The 23,984-nt window shown below is 50.6% G+C and carries 22 protein-coding genes and 1 tRNA gene; 11 read left to right on the forward strand and 12 right to left on the reverse strand.

From position 1 onward, the window contains the following. Positions 1 to 58 precede the first annotated feature (58 nt). The 6 genes from MD588_RS17085 to MD588_RS17110 all read left to right on the forward strand — a co-directional run bounded on the left by MD588_RS17085 (position 59) and on the right by MD588_RS17110 (position 6,235). Positions 59 to 427 carry a YacL family protein gene (locus MD588_RS17085; RefSeq protein WP_265698728.1) on the forward strand — a complete coding sequence of 123 codons (369 nt, stop codon included), beginning with the start codon at positions 59 to 61 and terminating at the stop codon, positions 425 to 427. 191 nt (positions 428 to 618) lie between these two features. Next, positions 619 to 957: a P-II family nitrogen regulator gene (locus MD588_RS17090; protein WP_265698729.1), complete on the forward strand. Its 339-nt coding sequence runs from the start codon at positions 619 to 621 to the stop codon at positions 955 to 957. Between the two features lie 27 nt (positions 958 to 984). After that, positions 985 to 2,214 (forward strand): ammonium transporter, encoded by a 1,230-nt coding sequence (locus tag MD588_RS17095; protein WP_265698730.1) that lies wholly within the window; start codon positions 985 to 987, stop codon positions 2,212 to 2,214. Positions 2,215 to 2,373: 159 nt separating this feature from the next. Then, positions 2,374 to 3,387: a Fe(3+) ABC transporter substrate-binding protein gene (locus tag MD588_RS17100; RefSeq protein WP_265698731.1), complete on the forward strand. Its 1,014-nt coding sequence runs from the start codon at positions 2,374 to 2,376 to the stop codon at positions 3,385 to 3,387. Between the two features lie 179 nt (positions 3,388 to 3,566). Then, positions 3,567 to 5,195: an ABC transporter permease gene (locus MD588_RS17105; protein ID WP_265698732.1), complete on the forward strand. Its 1,629-nt coding sequence runs from the start codon at positions 3,567 to 3,569 to the stop codon at positions 5,193 to 5,195. Then, positions 5,195 to 6,235 (forward strand): ABC transporter ATP-binding protein, encoded by a 1,041-nt coding sequence (locus MD588_RS17110; protein ID WP_265698733.1) that lies wholly within the window; start codon positions 5,195 to 5,197, stop codon positions 6,233 to 6,235. The genes MD588_RS17105 and MD588_RS17110 overlap by 1 nt, the downstream gene beginning before the upstream one ends. A gap of 234 nt (positions 6,236 to 6,469) precedes the next feature. On the opposite strand, the gene MD588_RS17115 is transcribed toward MD588_RS17110, so the two are convergent. Next, positions 6,470 to 7,078, reverse strand: a complete 609-nt coding sequence (locus tag MD588_RS17115; RefSeq protein WP_265698734.1) for a TetR/AcrR family transcriptional regulator — start codon at positions 7,076 to 7,078, stop codon at positions 6,470 to 6,472. Positions 7,079 to 7,303: 225 nt separating this feature from the next. Here MD588_RS17115 and hpt point away from each other — a divergent pair, with 225 nt between their 5' ends. Continuing rightward, positions 7,304 to 7,837 carry a hypoxanthine phosphoribosyltransferase gene (hpt, locus tag MD588_RS17120; RefSeq protein WP_265698735.1) on the forward strand — a complete coding sequence of 178 codons (534 nt, stop codon included), beginning with the start codon at positions 7,304 to 7,306 and terminating at the stop codon, positions 7,835 to 7,837. Positions 7,838 to 7,942: 105 nt separating this feature from the next. Here the strand turns inward: hpt and can are convergent, their stop codons facing one another. After that, on the reverse strand, positions 7,943 to 8,602 hold the full coding sequence (can, locus tag MD588_RS17125; RefSeq protein ID WP_265698736.1) for a carbonate dehydratase: 660 nt from the start codon (positions 8,600 to 8,602) through the stop codon (positions 7,943 to 7,945). A gap of 182 nt (positions 8,603 to 8,784) precedes the next feature. Here can and MD588_RS17130 point away from each other — a divergent pair, with 182 nt between their 5' ends. Further along, on the forward strand, positions 8,785 to 9,708 hold the full coding sequence (locus MD588_RS17130) for an ABC transporter ATP-binding protein (RefSeq protein WP_265698737.1): 924 nt from the start codon (positions 8,785 to 8,787) through the stop codon (positions 9,706 to 9,708). Next, complete coding sequence (locus MD588_RS17135; protein WP_265698738.1) at positions 9,705 to 10,475, forward strand: ABC transporter permease; 771 nt, start codon at positions 9,705 to 9,707, stop codon at positions 10,473 to 10,475. The genes MD588_RS17130 and MD588_RS17135 overlap by 4 nt, the downstream gene beginning before the upstream one ends. Before the next feature lie 55 nt (positions 10,476 to 10,530). On the opposite strand, the gene panC is transcribed toward MD588_RS17135, so the two are convergent. The 8 genes from panC to thpR all read right to left on the reverse strand — a co-directional run bounded on the left by panC (position 10,531) and on the right by thpR (position 17,017). Beyond that, positions 10,531 to 11,403 carry a pantoate--beta-alanine ligase gene (gene panC / locus MD588_RS17140; RefSeq protein ID WP_265698740.1) on the reverse strand — a complete coding sequence of 291 codons (873 nt, stop codon included), beginning with the start codon at positions 11,401 to 11,403 and terminating at the stop codon, positions 10,531 to 10,533. A 10-nt stretch (positions 11,404 to 11,413) separates the two neighbouring features. Beyond that, on the reverse strand, positions 11,414 to 12,208 hold the full coding sequence (gene panB, locus MD588_RS17145) for a 3-methyl-2-oxobutanoate hydroxymethyltransferase (RefSeq protein WP_265698742.1): 795 nt from the start codon (positions 12,206 to 12,208) through the stop codon (positions 11,414 to 11,416). A 26-nt stretch (positions 12,209 to 12,234) separates the two neighbouring features. Next, positions 12,235 to 12,720, reverse strand: coding sequence for a 2-amino-4-hydroxy-6-hydroxymethyldihydropteridine diphosphokinase (gene folK, locus MD588_RS17150; RefSeq protein WP_265698743.1), 486 nt, complete (start codon positions 12,718 to 12,720; stop codon positions 12,235 to 12,237). Further along, the gene (gene pcnB, locus MD588_RS17155; protein WP_407676591.1) at positions 12,717 to 14,090 is read right to left on the reverse strand and encodes a polynucleotide adenylyltransferase PcnB; all 1,374 of its coding nucleotides are present in this window, start codon (positions 14,088 to 14,090) and stop codon (positions 12,717 to 12,719) included. Before pcnB ends, folK begins: the two co-directional genes overlap by 4 nt. 103 nt (positions 14,091 to 14,193) lie before the next feature. Beyond that, positions 14,194 to 15,078, reverse strand: a complete 885-nt coding sequence (gene gluQRS / locus MD588_RS17160) for a tRNA glutamyl-Q(34) synthetase GluQRS (protein WP_265698745.1) — start codon at positions 15,076 to 15,078, stop codon at positions 14,194 to 14,196. Positions 15,079 to 15,150: 72 nt separating this feature from the next. Beyond that, positions 15,151 to 15,600: an RNA polymerase-binding protein DksA gene (gene dksA, locus MD588_RS17165; protein ID WP_265698746.1), complete on the reverse strand. Its 450-nt coding sequence runs from the start codon at positions 15,598 to 15,600 to the stop codon at positions 15,151 to 15,153. Positions 15,601 to 15,735: 135 nt separating this feature from the next. Continuing rightward, entirely contained in the window at positions 15,736 to 16,440 is a 705-nt protein-coding gene (sfsA, locus tag MD588_RS17170; RefSeq protein ID WP_265698747.1) for a DNA/RNA nuclease SfsA, read from the reverse strand. Next, on the reverse strand, positions 16,430 to 17,017 hold the full coding sequence (thpR, locus tag MD588_RS17175; protein WP_265698749.1) for an RNA 2',3'-cyclic phosphodiesterase: 588 nt from the start codon (positions 17,015 to 17,017) through the stop codon (positions 16,430 to 16,432). The genes sfsA and thpR overlap by 11 nt, the downstream gene beginning before the upstream one ends. Positions 17,018 to 17,158: 141 nt before the next feature. Here thpR and hrpB point away from each other — a divergent pair, with 141 nt between their 5' ends. Then, positions 17,159 to 19,627, forward strand: coding sequence for an ATP-dependent helicase HrpB (gene hrpB / locus MD588_RS17180; protein ID WP_265698750.1), 2,469 nt, complete (start codon positions 17,159 to 17,161; stop codon positions 19,625 to 19,627). A gap of 148 nt (positions 19,628 to 19,775) precedes the next feature. Beyond that, the gene (gene mrcB / locus MD588_RS17185; RefSeq protein ID WP_407676592.1) at positions 19,776 to 22,235 is read left to right on the forward strand and encodes a penicillin-binding protein 1B; all 2,460 of its coding nucleotides are present in this window, start codon (positions 19,776 to 19,778) and stop codon (positions 22,233 to 22,235) included. 72 nt (positions 22,236 to 22,307) lie between these two features. Here mrcB and MD588_RS17190 read toward each other — a convergent pair whose 3' ends face one another. After that, positions 22,308 to 23,564, reverse strand: a complete 1,257-nt coding sequence (locus tag MD588_RS17190) for an HD-GYP domain-containing protein (protein ID WP_265698752.1) — start codon at positions 23,562 to 23,564, stop codon at positions 22,308 to 22,310. 271 nt (positions 23,565 to 23,835) lie between these two features. Beyond that, positions 23,836 to 23,911, reverse strand: a tRNA-Thr gene (locus tag MD588_RS17195). Positions 23,912 to 23,984 lie beyond the last annotated feature (73 nt).

The raw sequence follows: 23,984 nt of genomic DNA on the forward strand, positions 1-23,984 counted from the left end.
TACTTTTATTGTATCAAGCTTGGGGCTGGGTACGGAATGATGATGATTGAGGATAGCTATGGACTATGAATTTAAGAAAAATACCCTGGACGGTAGCTATCACGCCATTTTTTCAATGGGCCACGAGGCTTTGGGTCGCTGGTTGATTGAAGAGGTCGGTAAAGATTTTGACAAGATTGATACTATCCTGGCTCAAATTGGTGCACTAAAGAATAGTACCCGGGAATGGCGTCAAATTGGTGAAGACCTGACCCTGAGTCTGCAGGACAACGAAGCCTTGGTTCAGGCTAACTATTTGTTTTCGGAAGATGATACCGAGCTAGACGAAGACATGAATTTTTATGATGAGGAATGCATGTCGTTGTGTGGTTTTGAGGATCTTGAGCAAATGCTGCAAGCCTGGCGTGCATTTGTGACCCGCTTCTGATCTATCGATCTCTTTCAATCCAAAATTGCTTCTTTTCAGTGAAAGGGCTGCACTACAACGGTGCAGCCCTTTTTCTGTTTTATTGCTTTTGATGTTAAGTGACTGAATAAAAACAAAATAAAAAGTTGGCACAAAGCTTGTTTGTTAATCACTTGTAATCGGGAAGGAATTCAGAAGGTAAGGAGCAGGCAATGAAATTGATTAACGCAATTATTAAACCGTTTAAGTTGGATGACGTTCGCGAGGCATTGGCAGATGTTGGCGTGGAAGGCATGACGGTATCGGAAGTGAAAGGTTTCGGCCGTCAGAAAGGTCATACCGAACTATATCGCGGTGCGGAATACCAGGTGGATTTCTTGCCGAAGGTGAAGCTGGAGATCGCGACTCAGGCTGAAAATCTTGATGCCATTGTCGAAGCAATTTCAAAGGCGGCCCAAACCGGAAAAATCGGTGACGGAAAGATTTTTGTTTACGACCTAGATCATGCCGTGCGGATCCGCACCGGTGAAACTGATCTAGAAGCCTTGTAAGAATTGGATGATTAGGGGACGACGACCATGGAACTATCAACAACGGTAACAGAGCTGCGTTATGCGCTCGATACATTCTTTTTCTTGATGTCAGGGGCGCTGGTGATGTGGATGGCCGCAGGCTTTGCCATGCTGGAAGCTGGTTTGGTCCGTTCGAAGAACACCACCGAGATTTTGACCAAAAACTTTTGCCTCTATTCCATCGCTTGCACCATGTATTTAGTGGTGGGTTACAACATCATGTATGTCGATAATGGTGAAGGTGGCTGGCTGCCATCGATTGGATCTCTGATCGGCTCTCAGGCGGAAGGTGCTGATCATTCCCTGGAATCTGATTTCTTCTTCCAGGTGGTATTTGTGGCCACAGCGATGTCGGTAGTATCCGGTGCGGTTGCTGAGCGTATGAAGTTATGGTCGTTCCTCATTTTCTCAGTCGTTTTGACGGCCTTTATCTATCCTGTTGAAGGTTACTGGACCTGGGGTGGTGGCTTCTTGTCAGAGGCAGGATTTAGTGACTTCGCCGGTTCGGGTATCGTTCATATGGCGGGGGCTTCTGCGGCATTGGCGGGTGTACTACTGCTGGGAGCACGCAAGGGTAAATACGGTAAGAACGGTTCAATCAACCCGATCCCTGGCTCTAATATGCCGCTGGCAACACTGGGTACCTTCATTCTGTGGTTCGGCTGGTTCGGTTTCAACGGCGGCTCTCAGTTGATGGTTTCTGATTTTGAAAATGCGACAGCAGTTGGCCAGATTTTCCTTAACACCAATGCAGCGGCTGCAGCAGGTGCGATTGCGGCACTGGCAGTATGTAAAACGACTTGGGGTAAAGCGGATTTAACCATGGTATTGAATGGCGCACTCGCTGGTTTGGTGGCTATCACTGCTGATCCACTTTCTCCGTCTCCGATGGCTGCTGTTGCAATCGGTGCGGTATCCGGTGCGCTGGTGGTCTTTAGCATCATCGGCCTGGACAAAGTGAAAATTGATGATCCGGTCGGTGCTATTTCGGTACACGGTGTGTGTGGTTTCTTCGGCCTGATGGTTGTGCCACTAAACAATGCTGATGCCACATTTGGTGCTCAGTTGCTTGGTGCTGCGGTTATCTTTGGCTGGGTATTTGTAGCAAGCCTGGCGGTTTGGGCGGTACTGAAAGCAACGGTAGGTATCCGTGTTACAGAGGAAGAAGAAATGGCGGGAATGGATTTGCATGACTGCGGTATTGATGCTTATCCAGAGTTTGTCACTGTGAAATAAGTAACATATATTCAGATCACATCTTTTAAAAAATGCTGCTGAAAAGCGGCATTTTTTTTATGTTTATTTGTAACCGTGCATTGTGTTACTGAGGTGCTACAGTATAATTTAGCGATATTGATAAACATTATCATTACACTTTGCATTAAGGATAGATTAATGAAGAAGCTGTTGGCATCGGCAATTCTGTTTGGTTTGGCTGCACCTCAGGTCGCAACTGCGGCTGAAGAAGTAAATGTATATTCTTACCGTCAACCTTTCTTGGTTGAGCCTATGTTTAATGAATTCACAAAAGAAACCGGTATTAAGGTCAATGTGAAATTCGCGAAAAAAGGCCTGGCAGAAAAACTGCAGCAGGAAGGGGAATACAGCCCGGCAGATATGATTCTGACCACCGATATCAGCCGTCTGGTTGAACTGGCCGACAAAGATTTAGTTCAGCCTGTTGACAGCAAAGTGATTGAGAAAAATGTTCCGTCCCAATTCCGTGATACCGAAGATGAGTGGTTTGCACTGACTCTGCGTTCACGTAATGTTTATTCTTCTCGCGACCGTGTTGGCCGCCTGCCAGCTGATTTCGATTATGCTGATCTGGCGAAGCCTGAATGGAAAGGCAAGATTTGTACTCGCTCCGGTAAGCACCCGTACAACGTTTCTCTTGTGTCTTCGATGATTGCCAACCATGGCGAAGCGGAAGCGAAAGAGTGGCTAGAAGGCGTGAAAGCTAACCTAGCACGTAAGCCTCAGGGCAATGACCGTGCACAGGTTAAAGCCGTGAAAGAAGGTCTGTGTGATCTGGCTATCGGTAACAGCTACTACCTAGGCAAAATGGTTAATGACGAGAAGCAGAAAGCTTGGGCTGACTCTGTTTACATTAACTTCCCTGGCCAGAAAGACGATGGTACTCACGTAAATGTGAGCGGTATGGCAATGGCTAAGTACGCGCCAAACAAAGATAACGCGCAGAAGCTGATGGAATTCCTGACCGGTGACAAAGCTCAGCATATGTACGCTGAAGTTAACTATGAATACCCAGTTAAAGAGGGTGTAGAGCGCTCTAAGCTGGTTGCATCGTGGGGCGACTTCAATGCTGACGACGTGTCACTTGAGAAAGTGGCAGACTATCACAGCACAGCAATCAAGCTGCTGGATGAAGTGAAGTTTGATCTGTAAGTTGTTACAAAAAATGGGGTTTAATGCCCCATTTTTTGCTTAAGGCCTAGTATCTTTTCCAATAACTTGTGGTAGCTTCTCTTTCCTGCAGAAAAGTAGGGGCTTTGCGCGGTTTTAGTTGCAACATGAGGTTGTACCGACGCCATAAACTTATTGCAAAAGGTACTAAGTAGTAAGCAATGAAAGAAAAATATCTATTTTGGCGGACCAGCGGCTGGGGGTTATCCCTACTGCTGGTTTTGCCTATTCTGGCAATTTTTTACACCGCGATGGGGGAGTCTGACGACGTCTTCTCCCACCTGATGAATACGGTAATGGCTACCTATACCAGCAATACGTTTTGGCTGGTATTGGGCACCCTGCTGCTGGCTCTGCTTTTTGGTTTGCCTGCAGCCTGGATCATGGCGATGTGCCGGATTCCCGGTGAAAAGGTGCTGCAGTGGGCACTGGTGCTTCCTCTGGCCATGCCTGGCTATATCATTGGTTATATTTATACCGACTGGTTTGACTACGCAGGCCCTATTCAAATTTTCCTCCGTGACCTTTTTGGCTGGCAGACGGTACATGACTACTGGTTCCCGGATATCCGAACCCTGGGTGGTGCCTGTGTGGTTCTGGCATTAGTCCTTTATCCGTACATTTATCTGCTTGCTCGTGCGGCATTTATGGAGCAAAGCGTTAGCCTGCTGCAGTCTGCCCGTCTGCTGCGTTGCTCGCCGTGGGAGAGTTTCCGCCGTATCTCGCTGCCGCTGGCACGCCCGTCTATTGCCGTCGGGTTATCACTGGTGGCGATGGAGACCCTGGGAGACTTTGGTACTGTCAGCTATTTCGCGGTGAATACCCTGACCACGGCGGTGTACGATACCTGGCTGGGTTATTCCAACCTCAATGCCGCCGCAAAAATCTCTGCCATCATGCTGATGGTTATTTTCCTTCTGATCAGTGCCGAACGCTTTAGTCGCCGTAAGCAGAAATTGTTCCAGCAGGAGTTTGAACATGGTGATGATGTCCGCTATACCTTAACCGGAATGAAAAAGTGGCTGGCATTGCTATGGTGCTGGGGGCTGGTGAGTTTTGCGTTTGTGATGCCGTTGCTGCAGTTGGGCTACTATGCCTGGCATTATTTCTCGGATAGCTGGACGGCCGAGTTTCAGCAGTACAGCTTAAATAGCTTGTTGGTGTCGGTTGCCGCGGCGATCTTAGCGGTTATGCTGGCACTTATCGTCAACTTTTATCGCCGCCTCGACGGTGGTAAGTCAACTCTGGTACCGATCCGTATTTCTTCTTTGGGTTATGCCGTTCCGGGTACCGTACTGGCGATAGGGGTGATGATCCCGCTGACCAGTGCTGATCACCTACTGAATGATTTTGCCATCAGCTTTGGTCTCGGTCGTCCGGGACTGGTGTTCTCCGGTACGATGATTGCGATTATTTTTGCCTTTGTAGTTCGTTTTGCTGCCGTTGCAATTGGTAGTATCGAGAGCAGCTTGGCCAAAGTGCCACCGTCACTGGATATGGCATCGAAAACCATGGGGTATGCCTCTACCCAGATGTTGCGCCGTGTGCACCTCCCGCTTATTCGTCGGGGCTGTTTGATTGCCGGCCTGCTGGTGTTTATCGAATCGATGAAAGAGCTGAATGCCGCCTTGCTACTGCGGCCGTTCAACTTTGAAACCCTGGCAACTTACGTATTTAACTTCGCGTCCGATGAGCAGCTAGAGTTAGCCGCCTTACCGGCGATTTTATTGGTTTTTGTTGGCCTGATCCCTTTGGTGATGGTTAACCGTTCTTTGGAGCAGAAACACTGATGAGTCATGCATTATCCGTTCATAACCTGACATGCAAGTATAATGGGCAGGCGGTATTACAGAATCTCTCGCTGCCAGTTAAAGACAATGAAATCGTCTGCCTGCTGGGAGCCAGTGGTTGCGGTAAAACCACCTTGCTGAAGGCTATTGCCGGCCTGTTACCTTTGGAAAGTGGTGAAATCCAAATTAATGATCGCACGATTGTTGATCAGCATACCTGGTTGCCGCCGGAAAAGCGCAATATCGGGATGATCTTCCAGGACTATGCCTTGTTCCCCCACCTAACCGTGGCAGAGAATATAGCGTTTGGTTTACGTGACTGGGACAAGCCGCGGATCACGGCCAAAGTTCAGGAGATGCTGGAATTGGTTCACCTAACAGGGCTGGATGGACGTTATCCGCATCAGTTATCTGGTGGGCAGCAGCAGCGGGTAGCGATTGCCCGGGCGCTGGCGTGCGAGCCGGATTTGATCTTGCTTGATGAACCCTTTTCTAACATCGATACTCAGGTTCGTCATGGACTGATCAAGGAAATTCGCCGGATCTTTAAGGCGCAGGGGGTGACGGCGATTTTCGTTACCCACAGTCGCGAAGAGGCGTTTGCTTTTGCCGATCGTCTAGCAGTGATGAATAACGGGGTTATTGAGCAGTTTGGCTGTGCTACAGATCTCTATTACCGACCGAGCAGCCGCTTCGTTGCCGAATTTCTTGGTACGGGATCTTACCTGCCGGCCACGGTAAAAAATGATAACCAGCTATTCACCCCGTTTGGTGAAATTAATCTGAGTGCGGAGCAGCGGTATAGCCAGGAAACCAATGTCGAATGGCTACTTCGTCCGCAGAACCTTAAGGTGCAGCCGACCAACGAGGGGGCGGGGGTGATCACCGAGCAGTTATTTATGGGGGATAACTGCCGCTATACGGTCGATTATCAAGGGCATACCCTGGTAGTGAACTCGCATTTGATCTTACAGGTCGGAGATCGTGTCGAGGTCAAGCTTGAGCCTCATGATCCGGTCGTGTTCGCCACGGCTTGTTAATACCAATCTAAATAAATACCTGATCACTTTTTATGGATAAAATTACCAACTACAGTGTTGGTAATTTTGTAATTAGAACCACTAGCTACTGCAATTCCCGCCTTGTATTTGGCAATTTTTCCTCATGAAAAAGTTGATCATCTGCTTATCCAGATTGGTATAAGACGCTTACTATTACAAACAAGGCCAGCATCATGCTGGCCTTGTTAATTGTAGGTGTTACTGGTAGCAGTATCACTTTTTGGCAAGTAAGGCCGAAATATACACTTCGGCTTGTTCATGCATTTTGTCTTGATCCGGGGTGATGTTGGCCTGCAAGTATAGAACATAGCAGAGCCCATGCAGCTGCCAGGCCAATTGATCGGAAGACTGCCCGACATTCAGTTCCTGGTTCTCAATACCCTGATCGAACATTTCAGCAATACGCTTGAGGCTTTGTTTATTGTCACCAATAAACTGTGGCCAGATTTCATCCCGAACTGAAGTGCTCCACTCAAACCACACTTTTATCCAGTCCTGCTGTTCAATAACTGCATCAATCAGATTATGTGTGATACAAGTTAAGCGGTCATGCAGGGGCTTGTCATCGCTATCAAGGCACTCGGTCAGCAACAGGCTGAAGCGGTTCTCGACTTGTGAAAGCACCTCCTCGACCAAGGCTTCCCGGGTTGGGAAGTAGTTAAAGACGGTTGCAACCGAGACGTTGGCCATTTCGGCAATATCGGCATGGCCGGCGCGCCCGATCCCGCGGCGAGCAAACACATCCAAGGCAAAATCAAGTAGCTGTTGTTTTCTTTTTTCTGGTGAGAGGCGTGTTCTGGTTTTTTTTACGATCGTATCCATTTCGCTTATTCCCTAGCCCTAAATATTTGTATAGATTATATATTTGATTTTCATGATAACTTTACAATAGCAACCGGTTGTGTTCAAACGGGTTTTCGTCAAGGTGTGTCATCTAATTGACACTATCGATAAAATAACTATTGTCTCGAATGGATGTTAGAATAGAGATCCGTTGTGATAGTTAGCCTGCAGGCGGCTGGCGCAGTCGTTCTGATGGAGAAAAAGATGAAGCATACAGTTGAAGTAATGATTTCTGAGCAGGATGTTCAGGCGCGAGTAAAAGAGCTAGGAAAGCAAATTACTGAGTGTTACAAGGATTCAGAGAACCTTGTTATGGTTGGCTTGCTACGTGGTTCTTTCGTCTTTATGGCGGATTTGGCGCGTGCCATCGACCTTCCTCATGAAGTTGACTTCATGACTGCATCAAGTTATGGCCATACAATGGAAAGCAGCCGTGATGTTCGTATCCTGAAAGATCTGGATGATGACATCAAGGGCAAAGATGTTCTATTGGTTGAAGATATTATCGATACCGGTAATACGCTGAACAAAGTCTGTGAGATTTTATCGTTGCGCGAGCCTAACTCAATTCGTATCTGTACGTTGCTAGACAAGCCTGAGCGCCGTGAAGTTGAAGTAAATGTAGACTGGTATGGCTTTGTTATTCCAGACGAGTTCGTTGTTGGTGTGGGTATTGACTATGCACAGAAATACCGTCACCTGCCTTACATCGGTAAAGTGGTTCCACTAGAAGATTAATCAGGTTGACGGTTATCGACAACCGGATTGGCTGTGATAGCAAAAGCGACCATCATGGTCGCTTTTTTCGTTCAGATGAGACCGGCTTACCTGCGAGGCTCGGTATTATGCTTCGCTTTTGGGTGGCAGGATCGCAGCCATCGCCGACTGGTAGGCTTCTTCCAGTCCTTCACGACTGGTGGCCGCTACGCCGAGATCCCTCAGCACGCCGTCGCCAATACCGTATACCCAGCCATGAATTTTGACATTCTGGCCGCGCTCCCAGGCCTGCTGCAAGATGGTTGAGTTGCCGAGGTTGTAAACCTGTGAGGCAACATTGATCTCGCATAGCTTGTCGCTCCATTCTTCACGGGGAAGGGAGTTTAGCTCCGGGCGATATTTCAGGTATAGATCTCGGATGTGCAGTAGCCAGTTGTTGATCAGGCCCAACTGCGGGTTATCAATTGCCGCTGTGACGCCGCCACAGCCGTAGTGGCCACAGACAATGATATGTCTAACTTTAAGTACGTCGACGGCGTACTGCACCACAGAGAGGCAGTTTAAATCGGTATGAATGACCTGGTTGGCAACATTGCGGTGGACGAATAGCTCCCCTGAGTCCAGACCTGTTAGTCGCTCGGCGGGAACCCGGCTGTCGGAGCAGCCGATCCATAGGTACTCCGGTTTCTGGCCCTTTGCCAGGTGAGTGAAAAATTCGGGCGTTTCTTCCTTAATATTCTCTGACCAAGAGAGATTATTTGCGAATAGCTGCTTTATATCTGCCATGATGATGCCTTTGTTTGATACATTCGTTATCCCGGTTGAGATAACCAATTCACATAAGTGTCAGTCCTGTATAGAGGGGCTGATATTTATGTGAACTAGATCCACTATACACAAGCTAGCCAGATAGCAAATCGGATTAGTTGGCCTATTGAAGTAAATTTCTAACATAAAGATCGCATTTTATGAACGCATTGGAAATAAAAAATGTAAGCAAAACTTACAAGGGTGGCGTTAAGGCGTTGAAAAATATGAGCCTTTCTGTCAGTGAGGGGGATTTTTTTGCCCTGCTAGGGCCAAATGGTGCCGGTAAATCTACCACGATCGGTATTGTCAGCTCACTCGTTAACAAGAGCTCAGGCTCGGTCAAAGTTTTTGGCTATGATCTGGATACCCAACTGGTTGAAGCTAAAAACCAGCTGGGTCTGGTGCCGCAGGAGTTCAATTTCAACCAGTTTGAAACCGTTGAGCAGATAGTGGTCAATCAGGCTGGCTACTATGGTGTTGAAAAGCCGCTGGCCAAAGAGCGGGCGAAGAAGTACCTGACCCAGCTTGATTTGTGGCAAAAGCGAAACGAGCGGGCCCGTAATTTGTCGGGGGGGATGAAACGTCGCCTGATGATTGCCCGTGCCTTGATGCATGAACCAAAGCTGCTGATCCTCGATGAGCCGACGGCGGGCGTTGATATCGAGCTGCGCCGTTCGATGTGGGAGTTCCTGCGTGAGATTAACCATCAGGGGGTGACGATCATCCTGACGACCCACTATCTTGAAGAAGCCGAGATGCTGTGTCGTAACATCGGCATTATCAATGATGGTGTGCTGATCGAAAATACCAGCATGAAAGAGCTGCTCAGCAAGCTGGAAGTGGAAACCTTTATTCTCGATATCAAGCTCAATGGCCACAAGCCGGAGTTGGAAGGGGTAGAGTGGAAACTGCCGGACAACCACACCCTAGAGGTTGATATTCCCAAGGGAACGGGACTAAATGCGGTGTTCCATCAGTTAACCAGCCAGGGAGTCGAGGTACTTTCTATGCGCAATAAAGCCAACCGGTTGGAAGAGTTGTTTGTCACTTTGGTCGCTGCAGAGAAAAGGGAGCAGGCATGAGACACCAGTTTTGGGTAGCTTTTAAAAGTTTACTTACCAAAGAAGTTAACCGTTTTGCCCGGATCTGGGTGCAGACTCTTGTCCCGCCGGCGATCACTATGACCCTGTATTTCATTATTTTTGGTAGCCTGATCGGTAGCCGGATCGGTGAGATGGGGGGCTTTACCTATATGGAATATATAGTGCCTGGGTTGATCATGATGTCGGTGATAACCAACTCCTACTCCAATGTGGCTTCTTCGTTTTTCAGTGCCAAGCTGCAGCATAATATCGAGGAGTTATTGGTAGCACCGGTACCGAGCTATGTGATTATTGCCGGTTATGTCGGCGGTGGGGTGCTGCGAGGCCTGGCTGTCGGCTTTATTGTCTCGGTGGTATCGCTGCTGTTCGTTGATCTGAATATTGCTCACCTCGGGGTGATTATCGCGACCGTGATAATGACCTCGATTGTCTTTGCTCTTGGCGGGTTGATCAATGCTGTCTACGCCAAGACCTTTGATGATATCAGCATTATTCCGACCTTCGTGCTGACGCCGCTCACCTACCTTGGCGGGGTCTTCTATTCGCTGAGCCTACTGCCTGAATTCTGGCAGGGAGTCTCCAAGCTCAACCCGATCGTGTATATGGTCAATGCTTTCCGCTATGGCTTCCTCGGGGTATCCGATGTCGGTATCGGCACCTCTTTTGCCGTGTTGGGAGTATTTATTACCGCCCTGTATGGCTTTGTCTATTACCTGATTTCACGCGGTATCGGCTTGCGCTCATAGTATAAGAAAAGGCCCTGCATCATGGATGTAGGGCCTTGGTATCGTGTTTGGTCTGTTACTCAGTCGCTTGTTGCGGTGGTGTCAGATCAACAACCTGATTGTCTATCAGGCGGGCTTTGCCTAGGTACGCTGACATAAGGATCACCGCCTGCTGGGTTTCTTCGTCAATTAACTGAAGATTAACAGCATCTCGGATATAGATCTCATCCGGCTGCAGGCCAGCAGCACGTAGCTGATCACTTGCATCGACCACGATTTCGGCATAGTCATTACGGCCACCGCGCATCTGGCTGCTGATCCAACGCATGGTACGTGCCAGTACGGGGGCACGCTGGCGTTCATCTACGGTCAGGTAACCATTGCGTGAGCTCATTGCCAAGCCGTCCATTTCCCTAACTGTCGGTACACCGATGATTTCGATGTCCATTGCCATATCAATGACCATCTGGCGGATCAGGGCAAGCTGCTGGTAGTCTTTCTCACCGAAGCAAGCAACATCCGGCTGGACAATATTGAACAGCTTGGTCACAACCGTCGATACGCCGCGGAAGTGGTTAGGGCGCAGTGCACCCTCCAGCATGGTAGACAGACCCGGTACATCAACAAAGGTCTGGCGATCCAGGCCTTCCGGGTACATCACCTCTGGAGTTGGGGTAAAGACAAGGTCAACCGCTTCGCCGTTCAGCTTGGCTAGGTCATCTTCCAGTGTACGCGGGTAGTTGGTCAGGTCATCGGCTTTGTCAAACTGCATCGGATTAACAAAGATACTGGCTACAACGATATCAGCGTGTTCACGGGCCTTACGCACTAGCGTAAGGTGACCTTCATGCAGGTTGCCCATAGTTGGAACAAATGCGATACGGCGGCCTTCACGGCGCCATACACGGACTTGCTCTCGGATCGGGGCAATCTCAGCGAATGTTTGCATCTTTTATTCCTTACTCAAAGGTATGCTCTGGACCTGGGAATATACCGGCCTCGACATCTTCTAGGTATTTGGTCACTGCCGCACGCATTTCCCCGGTCTCTGCCAGGTAGTTTTTGGAGAAGCGCGGCATGTAGTTGGCGGAGATGCCGAACATGTCATGCATGACCAGGATCTGCCCATCGGTAACATTGCCGGCCCCGATACCAATGACAGGGACTTCTACCGCTTTGGTGATGCGTTCCGCCAGGCTGACAGGTACGCACTCAAGCAAAATTATCTGGGCACCCGCATTTTTCAACAGGATAGCATCTTTTACCATTTGCTCAGCGTGGTCAGAGTCACGTCCCTGAACTTTATAGCCACCAAAAATATTAACTGATTGCGGGGTCAGTCCAAGGTGGGCACAAACAGGCACGGCACGTTCTGTTAGTTTGCTAATGGTTTCAGCCAGCCAGGCACCGCCTTCAAGTTTGACCATGTTGGCACCGGCACGCATCAGTTCAGCGGCACTTTCGCAAGCTTGCTCCGGTGTGCTATAGCTCATAAATGGCATATCGGCCATCAATAGCGCGTTAGGGCTGCCAGCACGCACACAGCGGGTGTGGTAGGCAATATCCTGAACGCTGACCGGTAAGGTGTCAGGTTTTCCCTGCAGTACCATGCCCAGCGAGTCACCAACCAGCATAACTGGGACTTCCTGCTGCTCAAACAGCTGAGCAAAACTTGCATCGTAAGCGGTGACCGATGCAAATTTACGACCTGCTTGCTTCCATTTCATCAGATCGTTGATTGTTATCTTTTTCATAATCTTTTTCTCCCTAAAACAATGCCTTATGAGTGCCAGATGGCCAGGCCATTGCGATCTACCTGGGTCAGCAGCGTTTGCAGTGCTGTCTGATCCGGTAGGATTAAATCAGGGGCAATTTCTGCCAGAGGATAAAGTACAAACTCACGTACTTTCATACCGTAATGCGGAACGGTCAATCGTCCGCACTCATGCACTAAATCACCGTACAGGATGATGTCGAGATCCAGAGTCCTTGGCCCCCAGCGCTCGGCTTTTCGTACTCGGCCATGTTTTAGCTCGATAGCCTGGGTTTTATCCAGGAGTTCGAGCGGTGACAAGGAGGTATCAATTGCAACGACGGCATTGATGTAGTCCGGTTGGTCCTGCGGCCCCATCGGGGTGCTGCTGTACAGTGATGACTCAGCCACAACCTGAATACCAGGTGTCTGCTTTAGTGCGGCAATGGCGTTACGCGCCTGGGCGACGGGGTCACCCAGGTTGCTGCCGATCGCGATGTAAGCTCGGATCATGATGATGATTTCGCTTGTGGTTTCTTGCGGCGCTGCTGCGGACGGCGGCGACGTGGGCGGCGCTGGCCACTCCCTTCATTGAGCTGCTGAACCATTTTGCTACGCTGGTTGCGGTCGGCGTGTTGGAATTCATTCCACCAGCCTGCCAGCGTTGCTATGTCTTCGCTCTCAAAGTTACCGCGCATTTCCAGGAAGTCATACGCGGCTCTGAACTTAGGATGTTCCAGCATTTTGAAGGCACGCTTACCGCTGCGACGGCTAAAGCGCATCTGCTGCTGCCAGATGTCACGCACTGTAGTGGTAAAGCGGCGCGGGATTGCAATCGACTTAACCTGCTCGTCCAGGATATCGTTCGAGGCCACCATAAAGGCATCGTAGTACGACAGGCCGCTGGTAATTGAAATCTCTTCTGCACGGGTAACCATTGGGTACCATAGCATCGCGGCATACATAAAGGCCGGGTTAACGCGTTTTTCTTCTACGATACGTTTATCGGTTGCCGCCAGAATGTGCTCGATCATCTGCTCGGTCTGGCTGTCCTGCTCTTCGGTGAAGTGCTCAGACAGCAACGGGAACAGTTGCTGGAACAGGTTGTACTCACGCATCAGCTTATAGGTTGCCAGACCGTTGCCTGACTGAAGTAGCTTAAGGCTTTCTTCAAACAGGCGGGCGGCAGGAATATCCTGCAGCAGGTTAGCCAGTTGGCGGATTGGAGCGGCGGTATTGCTCTCTATCTCCATATCTAACTTGGCGGCAAAGCGGACGGCACGCAACATGCGGACCGGGTCTTCGCGGTAGCGGGTTTCCGGATCTCCCATGAGACGGATAATACGGTTTTCCAGATCATGGACGCCGTTGGCATAGTCAGTGACGGTAAAGTCTTTGATGCTGTAGTACAGCGCATTAATCGTAAAGTCACGGCGCTCGGCATCTTCATCGATTGTGCCGTAAACATTATCACGCAACAGCATGCCTTCCTGGCTTTGCGAGGAAATTTGCTGTTTGCTCTGAATGCTTGGTTTGGCATCCGCATGGTGGCCGCGGAAGGTTGCAACCTCAATGACATCACGACCAAACAGAATGTGTGCCAGACGGAAGCGGCGGCCGATCAGGCGGCAGTTGCGAAATAGCTTCTTAATTTCTTCTGGCGTCGCATTGGTCGCGATATCAAAATCTTTTGGCTGTTTGTCTAGTAATAGATCGCGCACGCCACCACCTACCAGGTAGGCGTCATATCCGGCTTTATTCAGACGATAAAGTACCTTCAGCGCATTTTCGCTGATATCTTTACGTGAAATACCGTGCTCTTGGCGTTGAAAAATTTGCAAGGTCTGCTCCTCGGTAGCGAGAGTACTACTGTCGCGATTCAATACCTTACGGCAAAAGCTGGCTACTCGATTAAAGATAATACACCTCATATACGTGGATCGGGTTCAACAAACAGCCGCATATCATATATCACGGCAAGCCATTTTAGAATGCCAGTGTGATAGCTGTCGACTTTGGCAGCTTGCCAACATGCCAGTTATCGGTACCCCAGCGCAGGATTTCTTCGAGGCTGGCATCTGCCAGTTCGGCTGGTGGGGCCATGCCAAGAAAGATCAGCGCACCAATTAAGGCGGGCTTCGGGTTGGCCTTATCGATTGCGGGGGCATGGTTCTGCTTTGACAGTTTGTTACCATTTTCAGTAACGGCTAGCGGCAAGTGCAGATAGCTGACTTCTGGTTGTGCGAGCTGGCGATATAGGCCGATCTGCCGGCCGGTAGGCTCAATCAGATCAGCTCCGCGCACCACTTCGGTAACGCCTTGTGCAATATCATCCAGTACCACGGCCAGGTTATAGGCAAATAAGCCATCCCGGCGATGAATGATGAAATCCTCTTGAGCCAGAGAGGCTGGGATTTCAATCCGGCCATGCAATTCATCATCAAAATGAGTGACTGGCGTATTTACTTTAAGTCGAACAGCACTGTTGCCAGCTCTGTGATTTAGGTCGCGACAGGTTCCCGGGTAATAACCACCGGCAAGTTTGATTTGCTTACGGGTACACTGGCAATAGTAGGCCTCGCGGCTTTGCAGCCAGGCATCAATCTGAGCCTGGTAGGCATCATGACGCTGGCTCTGATATATGACAGTACCATCCCATTCCAGGCCGTAAGCTTCCAGCGTACGCAGGATATCATCCGCCGCACCGGGCATTTCCCTCGGCGGATCAAGATCTTCCATACGAACCAGCCAGGTGCCTTGCTGTGATTTAGCCTGGAGGTAGCTGCCCAGGGCGGCTATCAGAGAACCAAAATGCAGGGGGCCTGACGGAGAAGGCGCAAAACGGCCGATGTAGTGGTTTTTTGTACTCATAAACAAATCATAAAAAATGAAAGAGGGAGCCGCTGCTCCCCCTTAAGACTGTTGCTGTATAATACCGGAGTATTAGCCAGCCATCTGCTTTTCTTTGATTTCTGCAAGCGTTTTACAGTCGATACACAGTTCGGCTGTCGGGCGAGCCTCAAGGCGGCGAACGCCGATCTCGATACCGCAAGAGTCACAAAAACCAAAGTCATCGTCTTCAATGCGCTGAAGGGTCTTTTCGATCTTCTTGATCAGCTTGCGCTCACGGTCACGGTTGCGAAGCTCAAGGCTGAACTCTTCTTCCTGTGCTGCACGATCAACTGGATCTGGGAAGTTTGCCGCTTCATCCTGCATGTGGTTAACGGTGCGATCAACTTCTTCACGAAGCTGGTTGCGCCAAGCGGTAAGAATTTTGCGGAAGTGCTCTAGCTGAGCTTCACCCATATATTCTTCGCCAGCTTTTTCCTGATACGGCTCAACCCCAGCAATAGCCAGGATGCCTAGCGATTTTTTAACGTTGCTCTCTGGCATATAGCATCTCCTAATATACCTAATAACCGTCACTGGTTAATTTTGGGCGGTATCTATAGCAGAAAGGGTTATGGGTGGCAATTGCTGCATATATTCAATTTTATACCAATGTGAAGAAAGCATCATTTTTCAGTTTCATTGGTGGAATTCTATACAGTTATCTAAGTAGAGCCCATCTTGGTTCAATACCGCTTTGTAACCGATGATCTCTACGCCTGCCTGTTCTGCTTGTTGAATTAAATTGTAATAGTCCGGGTCTATATGGTGCGCCGCAGACACGTTTTCAATCCCTGAATGCAAAATAGCGAAAAAAAGTACCGCTCTCTGCCCGCTTTGAGCTACTTCTATCAGCTCCCGTAGGTGCTTCTGACCCCGGGTGGTGACGGCATCCGGAAAATATCCCCGGCCATTTTGCAGCAGGGTTACGCTTTTTACTTCAATATAGCATGGTGGTTTGTCACCAGCTTCTAGCAGGATATCTATCCTGCTGTTTTCACTACCATACTTCACTTCAGTGCGGAGTGAGGAATAGCCTGTTAATTCTGTGATGATATCCTTATTTATGGCCTCTTCGACCAGCTTGTTTGCTCGCGTGGTATTCACGCAAATCCAGTGCCCATCCTGAGTGTGGGACAATTCCCAGCTGTTGGGGTACTTTCGTTTCGGGTTGTCTGAAGTGGAATACCAGACCGTACTGCCAGGTTCAGCGCAACCAGTCATTGCACCAGTATTGGCACAGTGAATCGTTTTTATTTCGCCGTTAGGTAGTTCAATGTCGGCGAGGAAGCGCTTATAGCGTTTGATTAATGTAGCAGCCTGTAACGGTGGGTCAAATTTCATTCTGTATCCTGATATTGGGTGTTGCCGAGAGTGGCCACTGCCGGAGGCTGCGATAGCGGACCCCTGAGCCGTGTGGTGTTTTGAATTGTTCAGAAATATACAGGCCAAAGTGCTGACAATGAAAGGTGAAATGAATATTTTCCGGTAATGTCTCCGGGCGTTGGCGGAGGTGTTTTTTCAGGGTGATATGGGGAAGGAATGGTCGTTCCTCCTGCTCCAGCCCGACTTGCTCGGCCGCTTGCTTCAGGTTTGCGGCCAGTTGCGCTAACGGGGGGGGAACACTGTCGCAACCGAGCCAGACGAGCCTGCTACGCTTGCGGTATTTCAGAGATGAGCAGTGGACGGTAAATTCGGGCAGGGTGATTGCGTCGACAAGGCGAATTAGGTCCTCTTTTTGCAGTTGGGAAACCATCCCGAGAAACGCCAAGGTCAGATGGATATTGGCTTCAGGTACCGGACGTCCATCTCCCGGCAGTTCGTTGGCAAGCTGGCACAGGTGGCGGAAGGCACGCTGATCTGCTGGGTTTAGATCCAGCGGCAGGGCTAAGAAAAGGCGTTCTTGACGATTATCGTTCATGGTAATACGACCTATAGAGACCAAATTGAGCCGTGAGTCTGTTGCCTCATGGAGAGGAGGAAGATAATTGTTCAGTTTGGTAAACCACTTTCTTGTACAATAGCTATCAGCTTAGTTTGAATATGACACAAGGTTTTCACATTGTCACAGCTGCCTATCGATGCCGTTCTATCTCCATTGCTTGATCAACTTCAGTCTTGCTCACAGCTTATTCTTAAAGCGCCGCCGGGTGCCGGTAAGTCGACCAGGCTGCCGCTGGCAATATTGAAGCAGGGCAGGCTTGCCGGCCGTATCGTGATGCTGGAGCCGCGCCGGTTGGCTGCGCGCAATATAGCCAGCTACCTGGCATCACAGCTGGGGGAAAAGGTTGGCCAGACGGTTGGCCTGCGGATCCGGGGAGAAACCCGGGTGAGTTCGGCGACCCGGCTGGAGATAGTGACCGAAGGGGTGATGACCCGGATGTTGCAGCAGGATCCGGAGCTTGACGGTATCGAGTTGCTGATTTTCGATGAATTCCACGAACGCAGTATCCATGCCGATACCTCGCTGGCGCTGGCATTGGAGGTGCAGGAGGCCTTGCGTGACGACCTGAAACTGCTGGTAATGTCCGCAACACTCGATGAGCAGGCCTTGACCGGCCTGCTGCCAGGTGCGGGATATATTGAGTCTGAAGGCCGCTGCTATCCGGTCGAGCACCGTTATAAAACACTAGCGGATAGCCAGCAGATGGTCGACAGTGCCGCAAGGGAAATCACCAACCTGCTTAATACCGAATCGGGCTCGGTGCTGGTATTTATCCCCGGTGCCGGTGAGATCAAGCGCCTTGCGGAGCTGTTGGCGGACAAGGTCGGCAGCGATGTGCAGATTTGCCCGTTATATGGCCAGCTTACAACCGGCCAGCAGCAACAAGCGATTACCCCGGCTCCCAAAGGCAAGCGAAAAGTCGTGCTAGCGACGAATATTGCCGAGACTAGCCTGACGATCGAAGGGATCCGTATCGTGGTTGATTGTGGGCTGGAGCGTATTGCGCAGTGGGATCCGAAGACGGGGATCAGCCGGCTGGAGCTGGTCCGTATTGCCCGCTCGTCCGCCGAGCAGCGGGCGGGGCGTGCCGGGCGCCTTGAGCCGGGGATCTGTTTGCGGTTATACAGCGAGGAGCTGTTGGCGCGCCAGCCTGCGACCCCACAACCCGAGATCCTCCGGGCCGATTTGACTGCGCTGGCGATGGAGTTGGCGCAATGGGGCTGTGTGGATGCCAGCGAGCTGCGCTGGCTGGATATACCGCCGGTACAGGCCCTGAGCCAGTCCCGTGATCTATTGCAGAGCCTCGGTGCCCTGGATTCGCGTTATCAGTTGACAGACAGTGGCAAGCAAATCCAGCAGTTAGGTGCCGATCCTCGCCATGCTGCTATTTTGCTGATGGCAAAACAGCAAGATGAGCCTGCCATGATGACTGCAGCGATGCTGGTGGCACTACTGGAAGACCCGCCGCGCGGGATGAACAACCCGGATCTGCATTTTCAGCTTAACCTGCTGGAGAGCGGTAAGTTGCCTCGTAGTCGGCAGTATATGTTGCGGGCAAAGCAGCATCTGGCCAAGTTAACCAATGCCGTACCCGCGGCATTGGCAGTAGCGGCCGAGTGGGTTGCCCCGCTGATGGCGGCGGGTTTCCCTGACCGAATTGCGCTATCACGCGGTAAGGACGCTCGCTATCAGTTGGCTAACGGTCAGGGGGCGATGCTGCTGCCTGATGAGCCGATGGCCGATGAAGCAATGCTGGTGGTCGCCGATGTGGTGAAAACCCGCCAGGGAGACAGCCGGATATTTTCGGCGGTTGCAGCCGATGCCAATACACTGCAGGCACAATTGCCACAGTTGTTTGTTGAACGTGAGTGGCTGGATTGGGACGACAAGAAAGGCCGCCTTACGGCGGAAAAACACCTGTGCTGCGGCAAACTGGTATTACAGCGCAGTGCGATGGCAGAGCCGGATCCGGCCAAGGCCAGTGAGGCCCTGCTCAATGCCATTGTCCGTAAAGGGCTGGCTATATTGCCCTGGCAGGCGAAGGCCGAAGGTTTGCTGGTGAGGGCGCGCTGTGCTGCTGAGTGGCTGCCGGAGCTTGATCTGCCGCCAATGGACGAGGCTAGCTTGCTGGCAGAGGCCGGTGAGTGGTTGCTGCCGTTCATGAACGGGATGAAGACCCTCAAGGCTATCGAGAAGCTAGACTTGGTGGCGGCTCTCGAGGCGCGCTTGGGGTGGGAGAAGGCGAAGGCTCTTGAAACGGCTCTGCCGACGCACTACCAGGTGCCGACTGGCTCGCGCTATCCGATCCGCTACCAGATCGGTCATAAACCGGCACTGGCAGTAAGGATGCAAGAGATGTTCGGTGAGAAAAGCTCGCCCCAGATTGCCAATGGCAAGGTTGCCGTGGTGCTGGAACTGCTTTCACCGGCACAGCGTCCGCTGCAGATCACCCAAGATCTGGCGGCATTCTGGCAGGGATCATACCGCGAGGTGCAAAAAGAGATGAAGGGGCGTTATCCCAAGCACGTTTGGCCGGATGATCCGGCAAACCATGCGCCGACGCGTAAAACCAAGAAATATATGTAACGTCGTCGTGCCAACTTTATGGTAACGACAAGGACTTTTGAACCCTACGCTGGGATAGCATAATACCTGTCAGGATAATATCGTATTTAAGTACTTATCCTGACTGATAAAATGTAGGGCTCCGATTTCGGGAATGAAGAATAGCATGATGATCAAGTTGCCAGCTCGCCTTGCCGCGCCTGCTCCCAAGAAGCCGGGAGCCAAAAAGCCCGCGGATAAGAAAGCGGGAGATAAAAAGCCAGCAGCCACCCGACGTAAGACAACGGGTAAGGCACCAGCGAAAAAAAGCCCGGCGAAGCCCCGCAAGAGCCGGAAAAAAACAACCAAGAAGAAATCTTCAAAGTTGCCGAATTGGCTTAAGTGGCTGATCGGCTTCGGAGTTAAAGCCACTATTGCTGTTATCGCAGTACTGTTGGTGATCGGGATTTACCTAGATAACGTGGTGCAGGACAAGTTTGACGGACAGCTGTGGAATCTACCGGCTGTTGTCTATGGTCGGGTACTGACCCTGCAGCCGGGGCAGGCGGTAACCCTGGAAGAGGTGCGCAGAGAGCTCGACCTGCTGCAGTACCATAAGGTCAGAAACCCACAGCGTATCGGTGAGTATTCCTCGTCCTCGACTCGTATTGAGCTGCTGCGCCGGCCTTTTGAGTTCGAGGATGGCCATGAAGGCGGGCGCCATGTGATGCTGACGTTTTCCGGCAATGAGCTGAAAAGTATTCATGAGGTGGGCAGCAAGCGTCAGCTGGGATATATACGTATTGAGCCCAAAATGCTGGGGATGCTGGGGACTCAAGAGGGCGAGCAGCGAATGTTCTTGCCCCGGGAGCGTTTTCCCGAGGTATTGGTCGATGCCTTGCTGGTGACGGAAGATCGCGATTTTTACCACCATGACGGGGTTTCTCCGTTGGCTATCGTACGGGCCCTGTTTGTTAACCTGAGGGCTGGCAGAACGGTACAGGGCGGCAGTACCCTGACTCAGCAGCTGGCAAAAAATATTTTCCTATCGCGTGAGCGTACGCTGTGGCGCAAGCTGAGCGAGGCGTATATCGCCCTGATCATTGACTACCGATACAGCAAAGACCGGATCCTAGAAGCCTACCTTAATGAGATCTACCTAGGACAGAATGGTGGCAAAGAGGTCCACGGTTTTGCGCTGGGAGCACGGCTGTACTTTGGTCGCCCACTGCAGGAACTGCGTATTGACCAGCAGGCTTTGCTGGTGGGGCTGGCGAAAGGTCCGTCTTATTATAACCCATGGCGAAACCCCGATCGTGCGCGCCAGCGCCGGGATCTGATCCTGCGCCTGATGATGGACAACGGTATTCTCGATGGGGCGCAGTACGAGCAGGCAGCCTCCCGCTCGCTGGATGTACAGAAGCGGCCGATGATCGCCAGCCGTCAACCGGCATATTTCCAGCAGTTGCAGCGTGAGCTCAAAGAGAAAGTCGGTGATAACTTTACCCCGGGCGTTGGCCTTCGGGTTTTCAGTACCCTCGACCCGCTATCGCAGCAGGAAGCGGAACAAGCGGTGATGGCGATGGTGCCGAAGCTAAACAAGAAAGCCGGAGTCAAGGTCGAGGCGGCCGTGGTTGCCGTCGATCGCCTGAGCGGTGAAGTCAGGGCAATGATTGGTGGTAGCCGTCCGGGCTATGCCGGCTTTAATCGGGCGCTGGATGGAAGCCGACAAATTGGCTCGCTGGTTAAGCCTGCAGTGTATTTGGCGGCACTACGCCACCCAGAGCAATACACCTTGGCAACCACGATTGATGATAAGCCAATCATGCTCAAAGGTAGCCGAGGAACCGCCTGGAAGCCCCGCAACTATGATCGCAAGTTCCGTGGCGAGGTGCCTCTGTACTATGCCCTGGCGAAATCGTTGAATGTGCCGACCGTGAACCTGGGCTTGCAGGTTGGTCTGGGTCCGGTGATTGATACCATGGTGCAGCTCGGCGTCGATCGTAATGAGATCCCTAAACTGCCGTCAATCTTTCTTGGGGCTTTTACCCTGACACCATATCAAGTCACCCAGATGTATCAGACGGTCACCAGTGGTGGCCGCAAAGCCGAGCTGACGGCATTGCGTGCAGTTGTGGATCAGCAAGGCAACAGGCTCTACCAGAGCTACCCGAAAGCCGCTCAGGCAGTTCCCGAGCAGGCGGCCTGGCTGACAACTTACGGAATGAAAAATGTCGTCAGCCAGGGAACCGCACGTTTTCTGCAACCGAAGTTTGGTTGGGCTGCTTTGGCTGGCAAAACCGGTACTACGGATAAAACCCGTGACAGTTGGTATGTCGGTGCAGATGGTCGGGAGGTCGTAACAGTATGGATGGGACGGGACGATAACAAACCGGTTAACCTGACGGGCTCTGCCGGGGCACTGCGCCTGTATAGCGATTACCTGCGCCGCCGCCACCCCGAGCCACTGCGCCTGAGCTGGCCCAAGAAACTGACAACCGTAAAATATAACCGGTTACCGAACGGTACCTTAAGTCAGGATTGTGGTGGTAAGCAGTCTCTGCCGGTGTGGGACAAAGACGGCTCACTGAAATCACAGTGCAGCAGTGCCCAGCCGGCAGGGTGGATTAAGGATATGTTTAGCTTGTAATTTTGTTTGGTCTTCTATCGTGCTTCAGTGCCGGCGATAGAAGACCTGCTATTGATAAACATCCTAACACTATCAATCATCAGGATCGAAGTAGTAGGATATCCTGATCCGGGGATTGAGGTAGGTGTAGACTTTTTCCGGCAGTTTGTGCGGTGCGATAGCTTGCTCAATCCGCAGATCGCTTTCTTCAAGATCGAGGATTGGTGCTTCGTTGGAAGGTACTGACGGATCATAGAGCAGTACGTTCGGAAACAGCAGGCTTTCGGAATTCACCGAAATGACCAATCCGAGCTGCTGGTTAGAAAGCTGCACTACGCTACCTGGCGGATAGACGCCCATTAGGCGGATCAGCAGAGCCATGTAGTCACTGTTATATTGCGCCTTCTTATTTTTGAACAGATAGGACAGGGCGCTATAAGGGATACGGGCCTTGGCCGGATCCTGAGGGTGGCACAGGTTGTCGTAGGCATTGACGACTGAGACCAGTTGCGCTTTCAAGTCGATCTTGTCGGCAGTGAGTTGCTTGGGGTAGCCACTACCGTCAAGCAACTCATGATGCTGGCTCAAAATCGGTTTTGCAGCCTGTGGAAAGCTTTCTGCCAGGTTTGCCAAATCTAGGCTGTATCGGGTGTGCAGCTTTAAGTAATTCTCTTCAGGCTCAGTCAGAGGTGTCGTCTTACGAGTGATTGCCGTGGGAACTTTCAGTTTTCCCATGTCATGGAACAAGGCACCTAGAGCGATCGCTTTGATGTCACTGGCTGGCATACCATTGGATTTAGCCAGCATCATCGACATGATAGCCACGTTCAGTGAGTGAAAGTAGATGTCTTCCGAGTCTTTGGCATCATTCATCAAATGGAGGGCAACGTTATCGCTTTCCATTAGGGCATCAACCATATCTTCGACGAGGCTTTCTGCTTCATTAATCGCCGTGAGGGGACGACTTTTGATCTTGCCGATGATTGAACGAAGCTGAGCCATCGAGCGATTAAAGTTTTTCTCGCAACGTTGCAGTCTGCGTTTGTAATTTTTCAGGCGCGAGATACGTCCCTGCTTTTCCTGCCAGAGCTTTTCAGCTTGCTTATCAAGAAACTGGCTTTCATGTTCGGTAAGGGCCTCAACCGGGGTTTCCGGGTCGAGAGGCTTGGTGTCACTTTTTTCAGGAATCAGGTAGACAAATTTCACCCCAAGATTTTTGATCAGGCGAATTTGTTGGTGATCTTTGATTTTGAAATGATTCAGTAGAAAAGGGTGATCAGTCCATTGCAATGGTAGCTTGATATATAAACCTTCGGTTAAGCGCTCTACTGAGAGTTTTATACTTGCCATTATATTTAGCGCAACCTGTTATTTTATTTGATGTTTTACATCAATGGTTGTTAGTTCCTTTAATTGCAGCATGCAAATATCAGTTAAAGCGGGAGGAATTACAGAAATACAGGAAAAGGCACTGCAATTCAATGAAACTGGTGGCATTCTGCTTATTGGTACTATTGTAAACTATAACCATTAAGCTGCCCAATATGGGATTGAGTGGGTATAACTATTTGGTATAACTACAGACGAAAAAAAACCTCATCAGAGATGAGGTTTTAAAAGGTGGTGCCGACTACCGGAGTCGAACTGGTGACCTACTGATTACAAGTCAGTTGCTCTACCTACTGAGCTAAGTCGGCACAGTGCAGTTAATCTCTTACGAGAAGAACCACTTTATTTTTATTCTTTTCAAGCTGTTGCTTAAATTGAAAT

Source organism: Photobacterium obscurum (genome assembly GCF_026191635.1).
Taxonomy (GTDB): domain Bacteria; phylum Pseudomonadota; class Gammaproteobacteria; order Enterobacterales; family Vibrionaceae; genus Photobacterium; species Photobacterium obscurum.